The following is a 17,194-nucleotide window of genomic DNA, read 5'->3' as shown; positions in this document are numbered from 1 at the left end:
ACCATTTAAAGATACCTTTTATGCTTTAAGTATTAATTATTTATTTTTAAGTCTTTTTTGATCTGTGTCGTTGATATTTCAGGCGTTCTAGCTAAATAAACAACTTCGGCATCTGTTTCTTCTTGAATGAAATCAAATTTACCAGCCCAATCATCACCCATGACAAAAGTATCCACGTGGTACTCTTTGACGTCAGAAACTTTTTGTTCCCAGTTTTTTTCAGGAATAACTAAATCAACATAGCGAATAGCCTCTAATAACTGTTTACGTTTTTCATAAGAAAAGTAGCATTTCTTCTGTTTTTCATCCCAATTGAACTCGTCCGTAGACAATGCCACGATCAAATAGTCTCCTTGTTCTTTTGCTCGGCGCAATAAATTGATATGACCATAATGGAGCAAATCAAATGTCCCATACGTAATTACTCGTTTCATCAAATATCCCTCATTTTTAATCTATTTACAATACACTGAAGATAACAAATTTGGCCGAAAATAGCAAATTAAAAAAAGCTGAGGTCCCCCTCAGCTTGTTCTAGTTTAGATTTTCGTGACTTCTGCCGCTTGCGGTCCTCGGGCGCCTTCGACAATCGAAAACTCGACTTCTTGACCTTCTTCTAAAGACTTAAAGCCATCTCCTTGGATCGCAGAAAAATGAACAAAGACATCATCTCCGCCATCAACTGTAATAAACCCAAAACCTTTTTCATTATTGAACCATTTTACTTTTCCATGTTCCATGCGTGTAAATCCTCCAGTAATTAAAATAAGACGCTTCCGTCTTCAATATTATAGCTGAAAATGAAAGCGTTAGCAATATGTTTCAAAAAATAAAACTACCCCCAACGAATCAAAGGTAGCAGTGAGAACTTATGGTTAACACGAAGCTGATGCTAAGATGCAACGTGCTTTCTTTTATCGTTGGGATAGTTTTATTCTGATTAAAAATAATTCCCTTACTTAATGATTATTTTGCTTTCGCATAAAAATCATTTACTTTATCCCAATTAACAACACTCCAGAAAGCATTGATATAATCAGGGCGTACATTTTTGTATTTCAAGTAGTAGGCATGTTCCCAAACATCTAAGCCTAAAACTGGCGTTTGACCGTCCATTAATGGTGAATCTTGGTTCGCAGTTGAAGTGATCGCTAATTTACCATCTTTGATGACTAACCAAGCCCAGCCAGAACCAAAGCGGCCAGTTGCTGCTGTTTTGAATTCTTCTTTGAAATCAGCAAAGCTGCCAAATGTTTCTTCGATGGCTTCTTTGATGGCTCCTGTTGGTTCACCACCAGCATTTGGTGCCAAGATTTCCCAGAAAAAGCTGTGATTTGCATGACCACCACCGTTATTACGGACAGCTGTTTTGATGTCTTCAGGCACCGAATCAAAATCAGCAAGTAATTCTTCAACTGATTTTTCACCTAATTCAGGATGTTTTTCAATTGCTGCATTCAAATTTGTGACGTAAGTATTGTGATGCTTGTCATGATGCAAATGCATCGTTTCTTCATCAATGTAAGGTTCTAATGCATCATAAGCATAAGGTAAATCTGGTAATGTGTAAGACATAAAAAATTCCTCCTCAGTGATAGTGATTACATAAGTAACATTATCAGATAAAAAGTGGTTCATCAAAACATATGCTTACTTTTTATCAACTTTTTTTGGTGCAAAAATCAGAAACTTGCTGAAAACATAGTTTGCTAGGACGACAACGATTTGTGTAACAAGCTTAGCGATAAAATCACCGGTTCCTAGTACGCTAATCAATAGATACATACAAGCCATATCCAATCCCAGCGAAAGGACTCTGAAGAAAAGAAACTTCCAAAAGGCAAGCCACGATTCTTTTTTTGTTTCACTTTTTGCTTCAAAGACCCAAATCTTATTCGTGAAGAATGCGAACAACACAGAAGCTGCCCAAGAAATCACATTAGCAATCATATAATGAAAATCAAAGATTTCTCTAAAGAGAAAATAAACAACTAAATTGACCAAAGTAGTTAATCCACCAAAAATTAAATACGTTAACGGCTCCCATAATTTTTTTTCTTGTAGTTTATTTTTCACATTTTTTAAACTTTCCATACTCGATCTCCAATTCTACTCATTAATCAGCAAAGAACACTTTAGAGATAATCGGACTTTTCTGTCATAAGTCCTTGTGTTCTGTTGCTGCCTTCGTTACAATTATTTTTAGTTACATAAAAGGAGTTAAACAAATGACAATCATACAAATGCTAAAAAGTGCATTTATTCGAATCCCAAATCTCAAATATGTAAAAGACGCTGCTTTTTCAAAAGTGATTCTTTTTCTACTTGGAGCTACCGTTATTTTAGCCGTACCAATCACTTTGCAAGTCAATGATATCTTTCAGGATTTCCAGCGAGATAGTCAAAAAATTGCGCAAAAAATCCCCAATTTTTCGATTGAAAATGGTCAATTAACAACGAATGGACAAGGAGAAGGGTTTATCTATCAAACCGACTCTATCATTTTTACTTTCGACCCTGAAGGAAAACGCAACGCTACCGATATTGCTTCAGATGCCACTGCAAATGTGTTGAGTGTGGGACTATTAAAAAAAGAAATTGTTGTCAGTTTCCCTGGAACAGGACTTTCCACATCATTCTTAGATACAAATCAATTAAAATTTTCTTATAATGAACCAGCATTTAAAAATTTAGATGGCAAAAAGATTCGGGAAACTCTGAGCAGCAATCAAATTCCTTGGTGGCTACAACTTATTGTTTTCTTAGTAGCGCTCTACCCTACATTTTTAAATTTATTAATCACATTGATCATGGGTACATTTATTGCAACTATCTATACAAAACTAAAACTTTTTTCTTACAGCTTTTTTGAAAACCTTAAGATACTAATCGTTAGTGCTGCTTTACCAACAATTTTGAGTGTGCTGATCCAACTATTCGTACCAAATTTTGATGGGACAACATTTATCTTATTCGCAGCACTGTTTCTATTCACTCAAGGCGTCAAAGGTTCGCCTAAAATCCAATTAAAAAGCTAGTAACTATCCAACCATGCATAGATCTTTGCGCATGGTTTTTTCTTCGTTCTTTGATACACTAAAATAAAGGAGGAACAAATATGACTAAATATATTTTATCTAGCAGAGAATTTCGTGATGAATTTATCACACAAATTCATGAAATCAGTGATGAATATCAGTTTATCCACTATGATGAAGCAACTTCCATCGACTGGTCAAATGTTGCAATCACGATTGGTTGGAAAGAAGAATGGGCCGGAAAGTTACTGGCTAATGCTTCTCTTGAATGGGTCCAAGCCATTTCAGCCGGTGTGGATACCCTACCTCTAGCACAGTTTGCCCAAAAGAACATCTTACTTTCTAATGGTAGCGGCATTCATGCACAATCGATCACTGATCATTTAATTGCTTTATTATTCATGGAATCCAGAGGAATTTTTACCGCCATCAAAAAACAGGCTGAAAGACAATGGCAGCCCAATGGTATTCCTTATTCATTATTATCTGATAAAGAAATACTGATCGCAGGTACAGGTAAAATTGGGCAGGCTTTAGCAAAGGCCTTAAATTTTTTTGGCACCCAACCTGTCGGCATAAATACAACGGGGCATGCCGTTGATGGTTTCAAGGAAACTTATCCACTTGAAGAGTTGATTGAACAAAGTCAGAAAGCTGATTGTGTGATCAATATCTTACCATTGACACCTGAAACTACAAGAATCTATAATAACCATTTTTTTAATAGTATGAAATCATCCGCTTCTTTTTATAATGTTGGGCGTGGACCTAGTGTAGATACTGTAGCGTTGACAGAAGCCCTCCGCCAAAAAGAAATCGCATTTGCGGCTCTTGATGTTTTTGAAGAAGAACCTTTACCCGCAAATGACCCGCTATGGACACTGGAAAATGTGTTGATCACCCCGCATATTTCCGGGTTGACCCCACATTTTCAAAAAGCATTCATGGCCATCTTTATGGATAACTTCCGCAATTTTATCCACGAGAAAAAATTGGTTCGAAATCAAGTCGATGTAACAAAAGGGTATTGATCATCAACCAGCGCTGCTTTTTTAATCCCAAAAATTATTTTTGATCTTTTTCTGTCTCCTTTAAAATGTAAAGGGGACGTTTTTTCGTTTCCAGAAAAATTTTTCCAATATATTTTCCAATAATACCTAGACAAAGCAATTGCAAACCACCAACAAACAATACGATACAAACTAAAGAAGGCCAGCCTGAGGTAGGATCACCAAAAATAAAAGTACGAATAATTATGAATAGCAGTGCAATTCCAGAAGCTAGACAAGACAACGCGCCAACAAAAGAAGCAATATTTAATGGCGTATCAGAAAAATTGACGATGCCATCAATCGAGTACTTGAATAAACTCCAGAATGACCAAGAAGTTTCTCCAGCTACTCTTTCACGATTTTCGTAGGCAATGTATTCTGTATCAAAACCTACCCAACTAAAGATTCCTTTGGAGAACCGATTGTATTCAGAAAGTTCTAAAACTGCATCCACCATATTCCGACGCATTAAACGGAAATCTCGTGCGCCATTGACCATATGTGCCTCACCAATTTTGTTGATCAATGCATAAAAGGCTTCTGAAAAGAAACTACGAACTTTAGGCTCTCCTTTGCGATCGGCTCTGCGCGTTCCAACACAGTCTAATTGTTTTGTGTTGAGCAAGTCAAACATCTGAGGCAAAAGGCTTGGAGGATCTTGTAAATCTGCATCCATTACGGTAACAAAATCCCCTTTTGCTGCTTTTAAGCCAGCATACAAGGCTGCTTCTTTTCCAAAATTACGTGAAAACGAAAGGTACCGCACACTTTCTGGATGCTCTTGATGCAGCTTGCGCATCACTGCGAGTGTTTGATCGGATGACCCATCATTGATAAACAAATATTCAAAAGGCATGCCTACCTGATCTTTTACTTTTTCAGTCTCTTCAAAAAAAAGTGGTAAGCTACTCTCTTCATTAAAGCAAGGTACGATAATTGATAACATGGTTTCATCTCCTAACGAACAGGTCTATGATCAAAGCTAGCGATATGGAATCCACTAAACTTCAGTCATAGACTCATACTGTTGCATTGTATCTTTATTTTAGTTAATTGTTTTCAGTAAAACTATATTTAGGTTCATCTAGCTTTTCATCGTAGTCGACTTGCAGATCATACCCTTTGAAGAACCACTCGTCAGCCTCCTCAATAAAAAAAAGCATGTCTGAAACTGTCTTTTGAACGATAGGATTTTCAGGTTTATCTACTGACATTCCTACTGAAAAACCATCATGGATCTGAGTTTTCCCATAGATTTTACCAAAAAAGCGAACGCCGCTTCCTTGGTCGACTGTCAGTTCTTTTTTGAACCAATCAATTGCGGCATCTGTAATAGTTATATTCATCATTTTTCACTCCTAATCATTCATATGTTCATCAAGAATATCCACATCATCCGTGTTCCCAATCACGAGTAGATTATCATTCTCACGCACGATCGAATCAGCTGCGGGAGACACGATCACTTGTCCAGGTCCTCGACGAATAGCAACAACGGTCAATCCATATTTTTGACGAAAATTCAAATCAAGTAAGGACCTATTAAAGAAACGCGGATTTGAGACACGAATCTCCGCCAGCGAAAATTCATCTGAAAGCTCAATATAATCCAAGATATTTTTTGATACTAGATTGTGAGCGATACGAATCCCCATATCCCGTTCTGGGTGGACAACTCGATCAGCACCAAGCTTCTCAAGAACCCGAGCATGATATTCATTTTGCGCCTTTGCTAAAACGTTCGGTACCCCCATCTCTTTGACCATCAAAGTCACAAGAATACTTGCTTGGATATCTTCACCGATTGCTACGATCACATGGTCGAAATTACGAATTCCTAATGAGCGCAACGTCATTTCATCCTGTGCATTGCCCACTACCGCATGGGTAGCAATATTCATATACTCATTGACCCGATCCTCATTGCTGTCAATGGCTAATACTTCTTGTCCGGATTCTATCAATGTTCGACAAATACTGCCGCCGAACCTTCCAAGACCAATAATCGCGTAATTCTGCTTCACATTAAACGCTCCTTTACCTTACAAATCCTACTCTAGTATATCAAAAACCTCCTCAACTGACTATGAGGAGGTACCCTTATGATGAGATTCTTATTTTGTCAAGCCATGCTTAAAGGCATAAATGGTTGCTTGTGTTCGATCTTCCACTTCTAGTTTCGACAATATATTTGATACATGAGTTTTAACCGTTTTGAGTGTAATAAACAACTCATCTGCGATCTCCTGATTACTTTTCCCTTCAGCAATCAAAAGCAGCACTTCTTTTTCTCGATTTGTCAGATCATCATGTAAAATCGGCGTACGATTTGTTAAACGATCCATCATTTTCGTTGTTACTTCCGGTTCCAACACCCGCTCGCCTCTTTGAGTCGCACGAATGGCATCCGCAATTTCATGTGCAGTGGATGTTTTTAACAAATAACCGGCAGCACCAGCTTCAATTGCAGGATATACTTTCTCGTCATCAATAAAACTAGTAACTATGATGATTTTTGCTTCCGGCCAATCTGCTAGAATGGCTTTGGTTGCCTCAATGCCATCCATTTCATCCATCACTAAATCCATCAAGATGACATCGGGACGTAAAGACAATGCCTTTTCGTAGCCGATTTTGCCGTTTTCAGCTTCTCCAATCACCTCTATATCTTCTTGAATGGATAAGTAGGAAGAAACCCCCAAACGTACCATTTCGTGGTCATCTACTAACAAAACGTTGATCATTTTTATGCCTCCTTAAGCAGCGGGATTTTTATTTCAATACTTGTTCCTTGATTTTTAAAACTGATAATCTTTAATGTGCCGCCAACGGCACTGATTCGCTCACGGATATTCATCAGTCCATAACTGCCAGCTTTTTGATTGTCGACATCGAATCCTACACCATCGTCGATCACGCGCAACAGCACGTTGTGTTCAATATGATTCAAGTAGACTTCAAGTTCATCCGCTTTGGCATGACGCAGTGTATTCGATAGTAATTCTTGAATCACTCGAAATAATTGGTCTTCTATAGAGCTTGGCATAGTAAACTCTTCAATATCCCATTTCAAGGATATCTTAATTTTTGTTTCCAATTCTTTTAATAATTGCTCGATTCCTTGTTTGAGGCTTTTCCCTTCCAATGTGACCGGACGCAGATGTAACAATAACGCTCGCATCTCAGACTGCGAAGCATTGATGATGTCCGTTACCATAGCCAACTGCTTCTTTTGCATTTCTGGGGCATCGTCCCGGATAGCTTGTTCGTTCAATGCGGACATCATCATCATTGCGGCAAATAATTGTTGTGAAACTGAATCATGCAATTCTCGGGCCAAACGATGTCGTTCGGCTTCAAGGATTTCTTCTTTTGTACTGCCATCCACTAGCTGCGGCCGAGCATTTAATTGTTGAAGCTCACTTGACATATCTTTCATTTTGACCTGTAATTTCCTGATGTCTCGATCGACATCTTCAATCAACCGATTTTCTTGCGCATGAGGGATAGGTGTGTCAAGTAGTGGACTATCAATATCTCCATTTGAAAGCAATCGCAGCTTCTCTTCGATTGGCCCGTATTGGCGGTTTCTGAAAAGAGAAATCAATAGAAAGACAGCCAGGCCCACCATCAGCGAAACAACTAATAAATGAAAAATGATCGGTATAAAGAATAGTTTGATCTGAAAGACTTCTAGCAGCCAATTCTTCTTTCCACTAGCATAAAGATACGAAAAAAGAATCAAGATCATCATCAAAAAACTAGTGACCGCACTATAAAAAGCGATCATTCCTCGAGAAAATTTAGCAATCATACCCGAATCACCTCGATATCCCCAATCAAAGTGTTCGTTAAAATTTTTAGTCGGCGGGTGTTTTCTTCATAATCCGGACTGTAGATCGTAACTTTCTCATTCTTCAGACCTGTTGACTCGCCTTCGAAAATCACTGTACCGATAAAGGTGCTGTGTTCCATTTTGATAGCAACCCCAGCAGGGACTAAAATTCTCGTGCGACCGAATCCCTTACGGACGATTACGATATTTTCTTTTTTCGGCAACAATGTGTTTCCCAAGTCAATGATCGTATCTCCAGAAAAGATGTCGATATTGATATCATCCCATTCATAAACTTGATTACCGATCCGCTCATTGCCGATCCATTGTTGTTTCGTTTTATGAGGATGAAACTGCTTTGGTTCTTCTGTTTCTAAAATGATCATTTGTTTTTTGCGCCAAAATGTGTTTTTTGTAAAATCTACACCAGTGATTTCCACACCTTTCAATCCAATAAAAAGGATCGCAAAAATCAACATCAGCCACAAAGCCGGACTATTTAAAAGACTGATAAAGATGGCGATACCACCGGTAACCATCAAAAAATTATTAAAATTTGTTTTACGTTCTCTGCGAGAAACAAAGTAGATCGTCACAACACCTAAAATCAATAAAATCAATAACGGTGGATTCGATAAAATTTGCCAGACCGCAAATAGAAATAATAATGCTTCTACGACAAAGAAAAAACGCCAAGGGCTTTTCATGTAAGCTCCTCCTCCCAATGATTCTATTTTATCATAACGGATTCTTCGATGGCATACATCCGTCGCGAGTCCGAAAAAAGATCCTGATTGGTCCTTTTCTCTTTGAGAAAGTGATCATCAGGATCTTCTGCTTATACTTTTACGAAAAAATCAGCTTTTTTTCACTTCTGTGATTTTCACCAGCATATCTCCGCCTGGTGTTGAAATTGTTACTTCATCATTGATTTTTTTACCAATCAATGCACGAGCGATCGGTGAATCGTTTGAGATTTTACCAGAAAATGGATCCGCTTCTGCACTCCCAACAATTGTATATTCTTCTTCATCTCCATCAGGTAATTCAATGAACGTGACGGTTTTTCCGATCGATACTTCATCATTGTCTACGCCTTCATTATCAATGATCTCAGCAAAACGGATCATATTTTCTAATGTTGTGATACGACCTTCTACAAAGGCTTGTTCATCTTTTGCGGATTCGTATTCAGAGTTCTCAGAAAGATCTCCAAAGCTGCGGGCAACTTTGATTCTTTCAATGATTTCTCCACGTTTGACTGTCTTTAATTCTTCTAATTCCTGCTCTAATTTTTCTTTTCCTTCTAATGTCATTGGGTATACTTTTTCTACCATTTTAATTTCTCCTTTTAACTTCGTATCAACTGCAAAAGGTAATCTTTTGCGAATAGTCCACAAAAGATTACCATGGTTTTTTTTAAATGTAAACTAATATCCTAATAAAAATTAATTCGAAGTATTGTTTACATATTTTTCAACTAAACGCATATGTTCATCATAGGTTTCAGCAAAATAGACTTCTTGCGTATTGATGTCTGCCACAAAATAATAGTAATTATTTGGTGTTGGTTCCAACACTGCTTTGATAGATTGCTCACTTGGATTATTGAATGGTCCTGGACCATATCCTGTGTTGACATACAAATTGTATGGTGAGTCTACTTGAGTATCTTCGTAAGTTACCAACTCTTTATGCTCGCCTAACGCATAGAGAATAGAAATATCTGACTGCAATGGCATATCCACTGCCAGACGGTTAAAGAAGACTTGGGCAATGTTCTTACGGTCATCTTCTTTACTACCTTCTTTTTCGACAAGAGAAGCCAAGGTCAACACTTCTTGCACTGTCATTTCTTTTTCTGCGATCTGATCGTAATATTTAGACATAACAGTATTTGTTTTATCAATCATTTGGGTCACAACTTCTTCTAAAGTGTTTCCTTTATAATAGTCATAAGTTGCCGGGAAGAGATATCCTTCTAACTTGTATCGAACGCCTTCTGCTTTTGCTGCGCTATCCAACAACTCTGGATATGCTTCATGCATTTTATTAAAGAAGGTGTCATCTTTCATTAAAGCTAAGAAATCATCTTTCGAGATACTTGTTGCTTTGGCAAGCGCATCTCCGATTTGGTCTATATCATACCCTTCAGGAATCGTCACTTTCGCATCTGATGTCACTGACCCTTCTCCTTGCTGTAACTGGGCACTAATTTCATCCAGAGTCATACTTGGAGAAAACTGATAATTACCAGCTTGGAAACCAGTCAGATTATTAAATTTCGTATAATAATTAAAGATCATACCACTTTTGATGATCTTATCTTTTTCTAAAATCTCGCCAATCATTTTATTTGATGATCCGCTTGGAATCTCAACAGCAACTTTTTCTGTTTTTTCTGGATCTAACGGCTGCAATCCTGAAGTAACATATCGATAGACTGAAAAACCAAGGACGCCGCCAATAACGATTAATGCGATTACAACAATTGTGACGATGCGATTGACGATACGGTCTTCTCTTTTCCGCTGTAACTTACGAACGGTATCTGACTTTTCATCTAAACCAGCTTCTTCCCTTTTAGGAGCTGAGCGCTTCGCTTTTTGAGCGTTTTTTTGAACAGTTTTATTTTTGGCTTGGCCCTTTTGGGTACTGCTCTGCTTTTTTGTACTGCGGGTCGCAGAGCGACTTTCTATAGGTTCCTCAACAGATGATCGTTTTTGTTCAGACGATTCGTTGGTTTGAGGTTTTTTCAAAGCACCTAAAACTTCGTCTTTGAAGGACTTCTCTTCTGGATGTTGTTTACTCAAAACAACTCCTCCTAACTTTCGTAATACTGACTTGTACCATTATACACGAAAGTTAGGAGGAGTGGAATAGAATTTACTTTTTCTATATTTCAAACAAAATTAATTTTGAGTTGCCCGATTTACATTGATAAAAAGCAAGTTACCATTTAAATTTACTTCTTACTTAATTTTTGCAGTAAAATACAAATTGAAGAAAGGATAAAAACGACACCAGAGATTACCATTGATAAAATAATATATCGTGGTGTATCATACGAGATTTTGAGTATATTTTCTCCTTTTTTTGAATCAACAATAATTGTTCCAATATCAGTTAATTTAGGGTTGATTTTTTTCTCGCTTATTCCATCTCTGACTATCGTATCTCTATATTTTACTATTGGGACATTAATGCTTTCTACAGAATTCCCAGTCCATGAAACAACTATTTGTCCGTTCACAACGCTTTTCTTGAAATTATGGTTTGGATAAATAATATAAGACCAATATTTTGAATACGGGTCGAATTGTTCAAAATTACTATTCGATACTTTCTTTTTTACAGGTAGGTAATCAGAAGTTCCCTTCCGTACTAGATCAAGTACTTCACCTGTGTTTTTACTTTTTATAGCGTTTCGTAAAGTTTCACTGGATACATTCCCTGCTTTTTTATTAGGAGACGCTAATACATTCTCTGATTTCCAACTTTCCATTCTTTCATAAACTCTATTTTGAGCTATAGAAACAGAAAATAAAGTAAGTACCCCCAATACAATAATAAAGTTTTTGCCCTTACTTTTTTCTATATTCATTCCCAATGCAAGTATTAAAAATATAGTAGGAATAACAATGAGCCTCGAAGGAAATTGTAGAAACGTTTCTAGAGGAGAAAATTTTTGAGAGAGCAAACTCCAAGGAAAAAATTGACTTGATAAGAGTAAAAATAAGCTGCCTATTATTGTTAAAAATTTATTTATTTTACCAATGCTATTCCAATACAAGGCTGAAAAACAAATTTGTGTAAAAAATAATAGAGAAAAAACAATACCAATATTAGCTTGTCCCGTCCCAACATTTGGAAGAAAATAGACTGCATTTTCCATCAAATCAATTGGAACAGTTTGTAATAAATAATTACTATTAAATAAATATAACATGCCAATCCAAACATTTAAACTTAACAGTATCGCAAGAATGATAGCAGCAAATAATTTTATAGCAAATATTTTCTTTTTATCCGTTTTAAAAAAACCATAACAGACAAAAGGTAATAATATAACTGTCGCCAGTAAAGAAGAAAAAAGATGGACCTGAAGGAGTATTCCCATGCTAAATCCTAAACCAAAAAAAGAAAATTGATTCTGTTTATTAACTAGCATCTCTATACCATAGTAAACAACAAAAGGAACAAGCATATTCCCTACTCCTGTGAAAGAGCCAGCAATATTCCAAGAAGCAATAAAATAGGTTGACATGTATAAAATACCCGATAAAACTGCAATTAAATCTCCTAGGGAAAGCTTTTTAGCAATTCTATAAATACCCAAAGCACCTATAATATTAATAAAAAAGGAGGTTATTAATTGAAATTTCACCCAACTTTCTGTAATCAACAAGATACCACCAAGTAAATAAGCCATCGCTGGACCATATAATGCGTTTACTATTCTTGCAGATTGTTGAAAGGAAAATAAAGAAATAAAATAATTATATTCTCCTGTTTTCATTTGCATCATTGTTTCATAAATTCGATTCATATGGAAAATGGAGTCTACTCCCAGTACATATCCTTTTACATATATTTGTGCACTTTGAATCAATAGAGATACTATTGCAAAAATGAAAATTACTCCTAAATATTTCAAAAACTTATCTTGTTTTAAAAACTTTTTCATAATAAATAAACTCCCTGCATTAACTGACTACAATCCTATTGATACTTATTAAGATATAATCACAAACAAATAAAGAAATCTCATTAAAATATTTCAACAAATGTTTTAATGAGAAATCAATTACACATGAGCAAAAATAGAAAATAAACAGAAACTATTTCAGTTCGGTTGATAAGTATTTTGCTATTCCTTCATCTAAACTATAATTAGGTGAAAACCCAATTTTCTTAAGTTTTGATATATCTGCAACCGAATCCTTAATATCACCTTTTCTAGACTCTTCAAACTGAATTATAGGCTTGATATTCATTTCGGATTCATATATACCAAGTACATCGTTAATCGAACTAGGAGCGCCAGTCCCTACATTAAACACTTCTCCTAGTGCTTCTTCTTTTTCTGATACCAATTTTAGAGCTTGCAAAACATCCTCAACATAGACAAAGTCTCTAGTTTGACTCCCATCTCCAAAAATTGTAAACACATCTTTTTCATTATTTCTTATTTTTTTGAAATGATTCGTTATAATAGACAACACTCCTGAGTATGGAGAAGAAGGATTTTGATTTGGACCATAAACATTAAAAAATCGTACAGCACTTGTCGGTAACCCATACAGAGTATTATAAAGTAATACATATTGTTCCGACGAGTATTTGTCAATTGCATACGGAGACAACGGCTTTATTCTCGAAATCTCTGATTTAGGTAAGACTTGATCGTCTCCATAAACAGCCGCAGAAGAAGCAAAAACAAACCTTTTTAGATTTTTCTGGGTCTCTTTTGCTAATTCCAGTAAGTCAAGTGTAGCCTCCATATTAACTTGGTGTGTTTCAAATGGTCTCTCTATCGAATCGGCAACACTTGCAACTGCAGCTAGATGGAAAATATAATCAAACTGATATTCAGCAAATAATTTATTTACAAAATCTCGGTTTCTTACATCTTTTTCAAAGAACGTGATTTTAGGACTGCTATTAAGATTTTCTCTTTTTCCCATCGATAAGTTATCAATGACCACTATTTCATTGTTATTTTTTTCTAAATTATTTACTAATGTTGAGCCTATAAAGCCGGCACCGCCTGTAACAAGATATCTCATTGCTTATACCTCCTCAATTTGTTTATAAAACATCTTGATCGCATTTTTATTATATTCTTGTGCATTGAAAGTAGCTGGTTGGACTTTTTCATTATATGCCTTTATAAGCATATTTTCTATGCCTTCAACGTTATTACTTTGGGCCAAAATTCCTAATCTACCATTTTGTAATACAAATTGTGTAGCCGGTATATTTGTAGCTCCTACTGGAACTCCCAAGGCCATTGCTTCTAGCAAAACCATAGGTTGTCCTTCATATTCCGAAGTTAGAATAAAAAATTGAGCTTCAGATAGTAACTGAAAAGGATTTTTCTCATGCCCCATTAAAAAAACTTTGTCAGCTATATTTAAAGATTTTATTTGATCAATTAGCTCTTGTCTTAAAGGTCCATCACCTAAAATATAAAGTCGAGCATTGTCAACGGAAGTGACAAATCGATTAAAGGCTTCAATTAACTCAGCTTGTCTTTTTTCTGGAGATAGCCGCCCCATGGTAACGATATTAAAATTTTCTTGTTGAGGATACAGCACAAAATTTCCTAATAAATCAACTTTTCCGAAGCTTTTAATCACTTTAATCTTAGACTCTTCCACAAAAATATCTGTATTCGTTTTGAAATATATGCCTAGTGTTGTAATGCACTTCTCTGTTAATAAAACTTCTTTTGTCGTTACTTCAATAGTTTTTTGTTCCTCTAATGAAGAAAACGCATAGTCTGATATTATTTGTGCTTTCAATAATATATTTTCAGTTGAAACAATGTGAAATCCATCAATTATTAATAAATTTTTCTCATTTACCCAACCGATAAACTTATTTCGATCCCAAAGACGATAGTACCAACCGTTCTGATTTTGAATTTTCATAGTATACTTCAAAATTTTTCCGTTGATTATATTGATGTCTTCTTTTTCATAATCCTTTGTTAAGGCGCTTTTCCATGGATCATTACTTGGAAGTGCAATGATTCTAGCAAACCCTTCTTCATAGACAGTTTCAAGAGTTCTGTTATTTAAAGTTCTTAGACGGTTTCTATTCGATAAATGATTCTTCATTTTTCTAAGCATTAAGTTACTGTTGATAGGATTTAGAACAGATTTCTCAATCCAGCCCAAATCCTTAGAATCTATTTGTATGTGAACATATACTTGATCTGTACTCAAATAAGCTTCTTTAGTAACTTTAACAATCAAGTAGCGATAATCCCATATTTTCCCGACTACTCTTGCTTCCTCAATCGTGGGAAGGTCTTTCCATAGGATTCTACGTTTATTTCGTTTTACGTAGCAAAAATAATCGACGTTCTCTATACTCACTATTTCTGGCAACCGTATAATGACATCTTTTGAAGAAGTCCATCCAACAAAAATATTATTAATCAAAATCTTATATCTGATTTCATCTGCGAACTTAACCTGAGCTACTGATCTTAACAAATCAGTCGACTTAATTATCTGACTTTTACTTTCTAAATCAAAAGGAGATTTAAATATTTCTATTGATTCTCTTATATTAACTAAATCTGTATTACTTTCAAGAATATTAATTTCTTCATTCAGCTCTTTGCTTGTTGAAAAAAGTTTTTCCGTATCTAGAGTATTTAATGCGTAAGTAAACTTATCTTTGTCTACAAATTTTGATAATTTAGCCTGATTTACTTCTTGCATAATAGGTGACACAGTGATTAACTTATCAAAATTTTTGTATTGATAAAACAACCTTAATAGGTTCATCTCATGAATGCGTACTCCATTAACTGTACGATTTTTATCTTCTAGCATATCACTATGGAGATAACAAAGTTTTTTATCTGAATCAGCCGCCAAAATGTACTTTGACCAAAAGAAACTATACCCGCTGAAATCGATTGCTACATCAAATTTTTGATTAGAGAAAATTCGAGAAGCCTCTCTCTTGAGCCCATCCCACGGAAGTAAGCTTGAGTTTTTTTCAGATGGCTTTTCATTATACCTTGCTACTAATTTCTGTTCTTTGTTACTTAGCATAGCATATCCTGGCTTGAACAAAAATCTTGCCTCATCAGGAATAGCGTGGATATTAGAAATACTTTCTGAAGAATGAGGATAGCCTGAGAAACAAGTAACATCATATTCTGAATAATCGATATTTTTTAGTAAATTGATTAAACTTGATGTTATTCCATTATTTTTCATTCCTCCCACATAAAACAACAATTTCTTTTTATTATTTCTTGAAACTATGCTTTCACCCAAATTTAGCTCATGTTTATCAAAAATATATGAAATAATTCTGTGTGTTACATTTCCATCCTCGTATTTTAGAAATTCGCTTTTGAGAGCTTCATAATTTTGTCTATATTCTTTCTGCACTCTATCAATACTTTTTATATAATTAATAATTTCGAAAATTGTCGTAGCAACCGGACCAGGTAATTTATCTTCACTAATATATAGCCCTCTATCATTTTCATAAAGATCCTTATCCCAACAATAAAATAGAATTGGTTTATCAGTCAGCATAAAGTCAAAAAATATACTAGAATAGTCTGTCACCAATAGATCAATAGCCACCATTAATTCATTTGGATCATAAGAATCTGGTACTAAAAACCCACGAAACTCATCAATTTCTTTCGCTGCATCATAAATAAACGGATGTACCTTAACAAGTAAGTTATATTCACTTCCAATGTGACTTTGTAAAAACTTAGATTCACTAATTATTTGATTCAACTCAGAAGTAGGGTTATTTACGTCTTTTCCCTTCCAAGTAGGACAATATAGAACTGTTTTTTTGTCAAGGTTAACATTCAATGATAGCTCTTTTAATTTCTTTACTTCTGATTCGAGTGTAGTTTTATGCATTAAGTCAATTCTTGGATAGCCTGCTTCTAAAATCTCACCTTGATACAATCCGTCCAATTTAAAGCTGTTCAAATACATATTAGTTGTATGTCTATTTGGACTAATTAAGTAATTTGAAAAAAGAAAATTTCTGATAACATTTTGCGGACCGGCTGGATTAGAATCTTTGATATCAAATCCCATTTTTTTTAGTGGAGTACCATGCCAAGTATTAATTACTACCTGATCTTTCCTAGGTATAAAAAAAGATTGAAAAGTAGCGTTTGTAATTAAAAATTTACTCTCATAAAGATATTTTACGTATTCTTGTGTGTTTCTCTCCACAAAAAGCACATTTGTTTGTTCTTGATAGAAATCGATTATATTCTCCCAATTATCTACTGCTGGATCAAAGCTCCAAACATGAGTATATTCTTTATATCTTTCATGATTCATCATATATTCAAAGATTGCTTTTGGGGAGTCAACCATATTTTTTCCATCTCTGGATTCATAAAAAATCATTTTTGAGTCTTGTTCACAAAATTCATAATACTCCGCTGCCCAGGTGGCTAGCTGAAAAGATAAATTATTTTTTTTTCTAACCTTAGCTAATATATTCAATCCAAACACCTTTCTCTTTAAAAACAATTT

General features: G+C 35.2%; 17 protein-coding genes. 2 read left to right on the top strand and 15 right to left on the bottom strand.

Going from position 1 to position 17,194, the window contains the following annotated elements:
• Window positions 1-32 precede the first annotated feature (32 nt).
• The 4 genes from tagD to HED61_RS08355 all read right to left on the bottom strand — a co-directional run bounded on the left by tagD (window position 33) and on the right by HED61_RS08355 (window position 2,094).
• Window positions 33-434 (bottom strand): glycerol-3-phosphate cytidylyltransferase, encoded by a 402-nt coding sequence (tagD, locus tag HED61_RS08370; protein WP_003126948.1) that lies wholly within the window; start codon window positions 432-434, stop codon window positions 33-35.
• Window positions 435-539: 105 nt separating this feature from the next.
• Window positions 540-740 (bottom strand): cold-shock protein, encoded by a 201-nt coding sequence (locus HED61_RS08365; protein WP_003126947.1) that lies wholly within the window; start codon window positions 738-740, stop codon window positions 540-542.
• A 226-nt stretch (window positions 741-966) separates the two neighbouring features.
• Window positions 967-1,575 (bottom strand): superoxide dismutase, encoded by a 609-nt coding sequence (locus HED61_RS08360; RefSeq protein WP_003126946.1) that lies wholly within the window; start codon window positions 1,573-1,575, stop codon window positions 967-969.
• 75 nt (window positions 1,576-1,650) lie between these two features.
• On the bottom strand, window positions 1,651-2,094 hold the full coding sequence (locus tag HED61_RS08355) for a GtrA family protein (protein WP_081131315.1): 444 nt from the start codon (window positions 2,092-2,094) through the stop codon (window positions 1,651-1,653).
• A gap of 134 nt (window positions 2,095-2,228) precedes the next feature.
• Here HED61_RS08355 and HED61_RS08350 point away from each other — a divergent pair, with 134 nt between their 5' ends.
• Together HED61_RS08350 and HED61_RS08345 are read left to right on the top strand one after the other, a co-directional pair.
• Window positions 2,229-3,038: a DUF1189 domain-containing protein gene (locus HED61_RS08350; RefSeq protein ID WP_081131314.1), complete on the top strand. Its 810-nt coding sequence runs from the start codon at window positions 2,229-2,231 to the stop codon at window positions 3,036-3,038.
• 80 nt (window positions 3,039-3,118) lie between these two features.
• Complete coding sequence (locus HED61_RS08345) at window positions 3,119-4,069, top strand: phosphoglycerate dehydrogenase (RefSeq protein WP_081131313.1); 951 nt, start codon at window positions 3,119-3,121, stop codon at window positions 4,067-4,069.
• A gap of 34 nt (window positions 4,070-4,103) precedes the next feature.
• Here the strand turns inward: HED61_RS08345 and HED61_RS08340 are convergent, their stop codons facing one another.
• The 11 genes from HED61_RS08340 to HED61_RS08290 all read right to left on the bottom strand — a co-directional run bounded on the left by HED61_RS08340 (window position 4,104) and on the right by HED61_RS08290 (window position 17,164).
• Window positions 4,104-5,036 (bottom strand): glycosyltransferase family 2 protein, encoded by a 933-nt coding sequence (locus HED61_RS08340; protein WP_003126941.1) that lies wholly within the window; start codon window positions 5,034-5,036, stop codon window positions 4,104-4,106.
• A gap of 103 nt (window positions 5,037-5,139) precedes the next feature.
• Complete coding sequence (locus HED61_RS08335) at window positions 5,140-5,436, bottom strand: HesB/YadR/YfhF family protein (RefSeq protein WP_081131312.1); 297 nt, start codon at window positions 5,434-5,436, stop codon at window positions 5,140-5,142.
• 12 nt (window positions 5,437-5,448) lie between these two features.
• Window positions 5,449-6,114, bottom strand: coding sequence for a potassium channel family protein (locus HED61_RS08330; RefSeq protein WP_003126939.1), 666 nt, complete (start codon window positions 6,112-6,114; stop codon window positions 5,449-5,451).
• 90 nt (window positions 6,115-6,204) lie between these two features.
• A complete protein-coding gene (locus tag HED61_RS08325) occupies window positions 6,205-6,834 on the bottom strand; it encodes a response regulator transcription factor (protein ID WP_003126938.1) in 630 nt (209 codons plus the stop codon).
• Window positions 6,835-6,836: 2 nt separating this feature from the next.
• Window positions 6,837-7,904, bottom strand: a complete 1,068-nt coding sequence (locus HED61_RS08320) for a sensor histidine kinase (protein WP_003126937.1) — start codon at window positions 7,902-7,904, stop codon at window positions 6,837-6,839.
• Entirely contained in the window at window positions 7,901-8,632 is a 732-nt protein-coding gene (gene liaF, locus HED61_RS08315; protein ID WP_005472252.1) for a cell wall-active antibiotics response protein LiaF, read from the bottom strand. Before liaF ends, HED61_RS08320 begins: the two co-directional genes overlap by 4 nt.
• A 150-nt stretch (window positions 8,633-8,782) precedes the next feature.
• A complete protein-coding gene (gene greA / locus HED61_RS08310) occupies window positions 8,783-9,262 on the bottom strand; it encodes a transcription elongation factor GreA (protein WP_003126935.1) in 480 nt (159 codons plus the stop codon).
• 111 nt (window positions 9,263-9,373) lie between these two features.
• Window positions 9,374-10,738 (bottom strand): endolytic transglycosylase MltG, encoded by a 1,365-nt coding sequence (gene mltG / locus HED61_RS08305; protein ID WP_138371733.1) that lies wholly within the window; start codon window positions 10,736-10,738, stop codon window positions 9,374-9,376.
• 152 nt (window positions 10,739-10,890) lie between these two features.
• The gene (locus HED61_RS08300; RefSeq protein ID WP_219645278.1) at window positions 10,891-12,612 is read right to left on the bottom strand and encodes a glycosyltransferase family protein; all 1,722 of its coding nucleotides are present in this window, start codon (window positions 12,610-12,612) and stop codon (window positions 10,891-10,893) included.
• Window positions 12,613-12,766: 154 nt separating this feature from the next.
• A complete protein-coding gene (locus HED61_RS08295) occupies window positions 12,767-13,714 on the bottom strand; it encodes an NAD-dependent epimerase/dehydratase family protein (protein ID WP_219645279.1) in 948 nt (315 codons plus the stop codon).
• Between the two features lie 3 nt (window positions 13,715-13,717).
• Window positions 13,718-17,164 carry a CDP-glycerol glycerophosphotransferase family protein gene (locus HED61_RS08290; protein ID WP_219645280.1) on the bottom strand — a complete coding sequence of 1,149 codons (3,447 nt, stop codon included), beginning with the start codon at window positions 17,162-17,164 and terminating at the stop codon, window positions 13,718-13,720.
• Window positions 17,165-17,194 lie beyond the last annotated feature (30 nt).

The organism is Enterococcus gallinarum, assembly GCF_021496385.1.
Lineage (GTDB): Bacteria > Bacillota > Bacilli > Lactobacillales > Enterococcaceae > Enterococcus_D > Enterococcus_D gallinarum.
Note: the sequence above shows the minus strand (reverse complement) of the source record. Positions and strands in the feature narration are given on the sequence as shown.

What these genes read in the sequence shown, in the direction of transcription:
- tagD (WP_003126948.1), bottom strand. Translation starts at nt 434, where the DNA reads ATGAAACGAGTAATTACGTATGGGACATTTGATTTGCTCCATTATGGT.
- HED61_RS08295 (WP_219645279.1), bottom strand. Translation starts at nt 13,714, where the DNA reads ATGAGATATCTTGTTACAGGCGGTGCCGGCTTTATAGGCTCAACATTA.
- HED61_RS08325 (WP_003126938.1), bottom strand. Translation starts at nt 6,834, where the DNA reads ATGATCAACGTTTTGTTAGTAGATGACCACGAAATGGTACGTTTGGGG.
- HED61_RS08365 (WP_003126947.1), bottom strand. Translation starts at nt 740, where the DNA reads ATGGAACATGGAAAAGTAAAATGGTTCAATAATGAAAAAGGTTTTGGG.
- HED61_RS08335 (WP_081131312.1), bottom strand. Translation starts at nt 5,436, where the DNA reads ATGAATATAACTATTACAGATGCCGCAATTGATTGGTTCAAAAAAGAA.
- HED61_RS08360 (WP_003126946.1), bottom strand. Translation starts at nt 1,575, where the DNA reads ATGTCTTACACATTACCAGATTTACCTTATGCTTATGATGCATTAGAA.
- HED61_RS08320 (WP_003126937.1), bottom strand. Translation starts at nt 7,904, where the DNA reads ATGATTGCTAAATTTTCTCGAGGAATGATCGCTTTTTATAGTGCGGTC.
- HED61_RS08350 (WP_081131314.1), top strand. Translation starts at nt 2,229, where the DNA reads ATGACAATCATACAAATGCTAAAAAGTGCATTTATTCGAATCCCAAAT.
- HED61_RS08300 (WP_219645278.1), bottom strand. Translation starts at nt 12,612, where the DNA reads ATGAAAAAGTTTTTAAAACAAGATAAGTTTTTGAAATATTTAGGAGTA.
- HED61_RS08345 (WP_081131313.1), top strand. Translation starts at nt 3,119, where the DNA reads ATGACTAAATATATTTTATCTAGCAGAGAATTTCGTGATGAATTTATC.
- HED61_RS08355 (WP_081131315.1), bottom strand. Translation starts at nt 2,094, where the DNA reads ATGGAAAGTTTAAAAAATGTGAAAAATAAACTACAAGAAAAAAAATTA.
- HED61_RS08340 (WP_003126941.1), bottom strand. Translation starts at nt 5,036, where the DNA reads ATGTTATCAATTATCGTACCTTGCTTTAATGAAGAGAGTAGCTTACCA.
- liaF (WP_005472252.1), bottom strand. Translation starts at nt 8,632, where the DNA reads ATGAAAAGCCCTTGGCGTTTTTTCTTTGTCGTAGAAGCATTATTATTT.
- greA (WP_003126935.1), bottom strand. Translation starts at nt 9,262, where the DNA reads ATGGTAGAAAAAGTATACCCAATGACATTAGAAGGAAAAGAAAAATTA.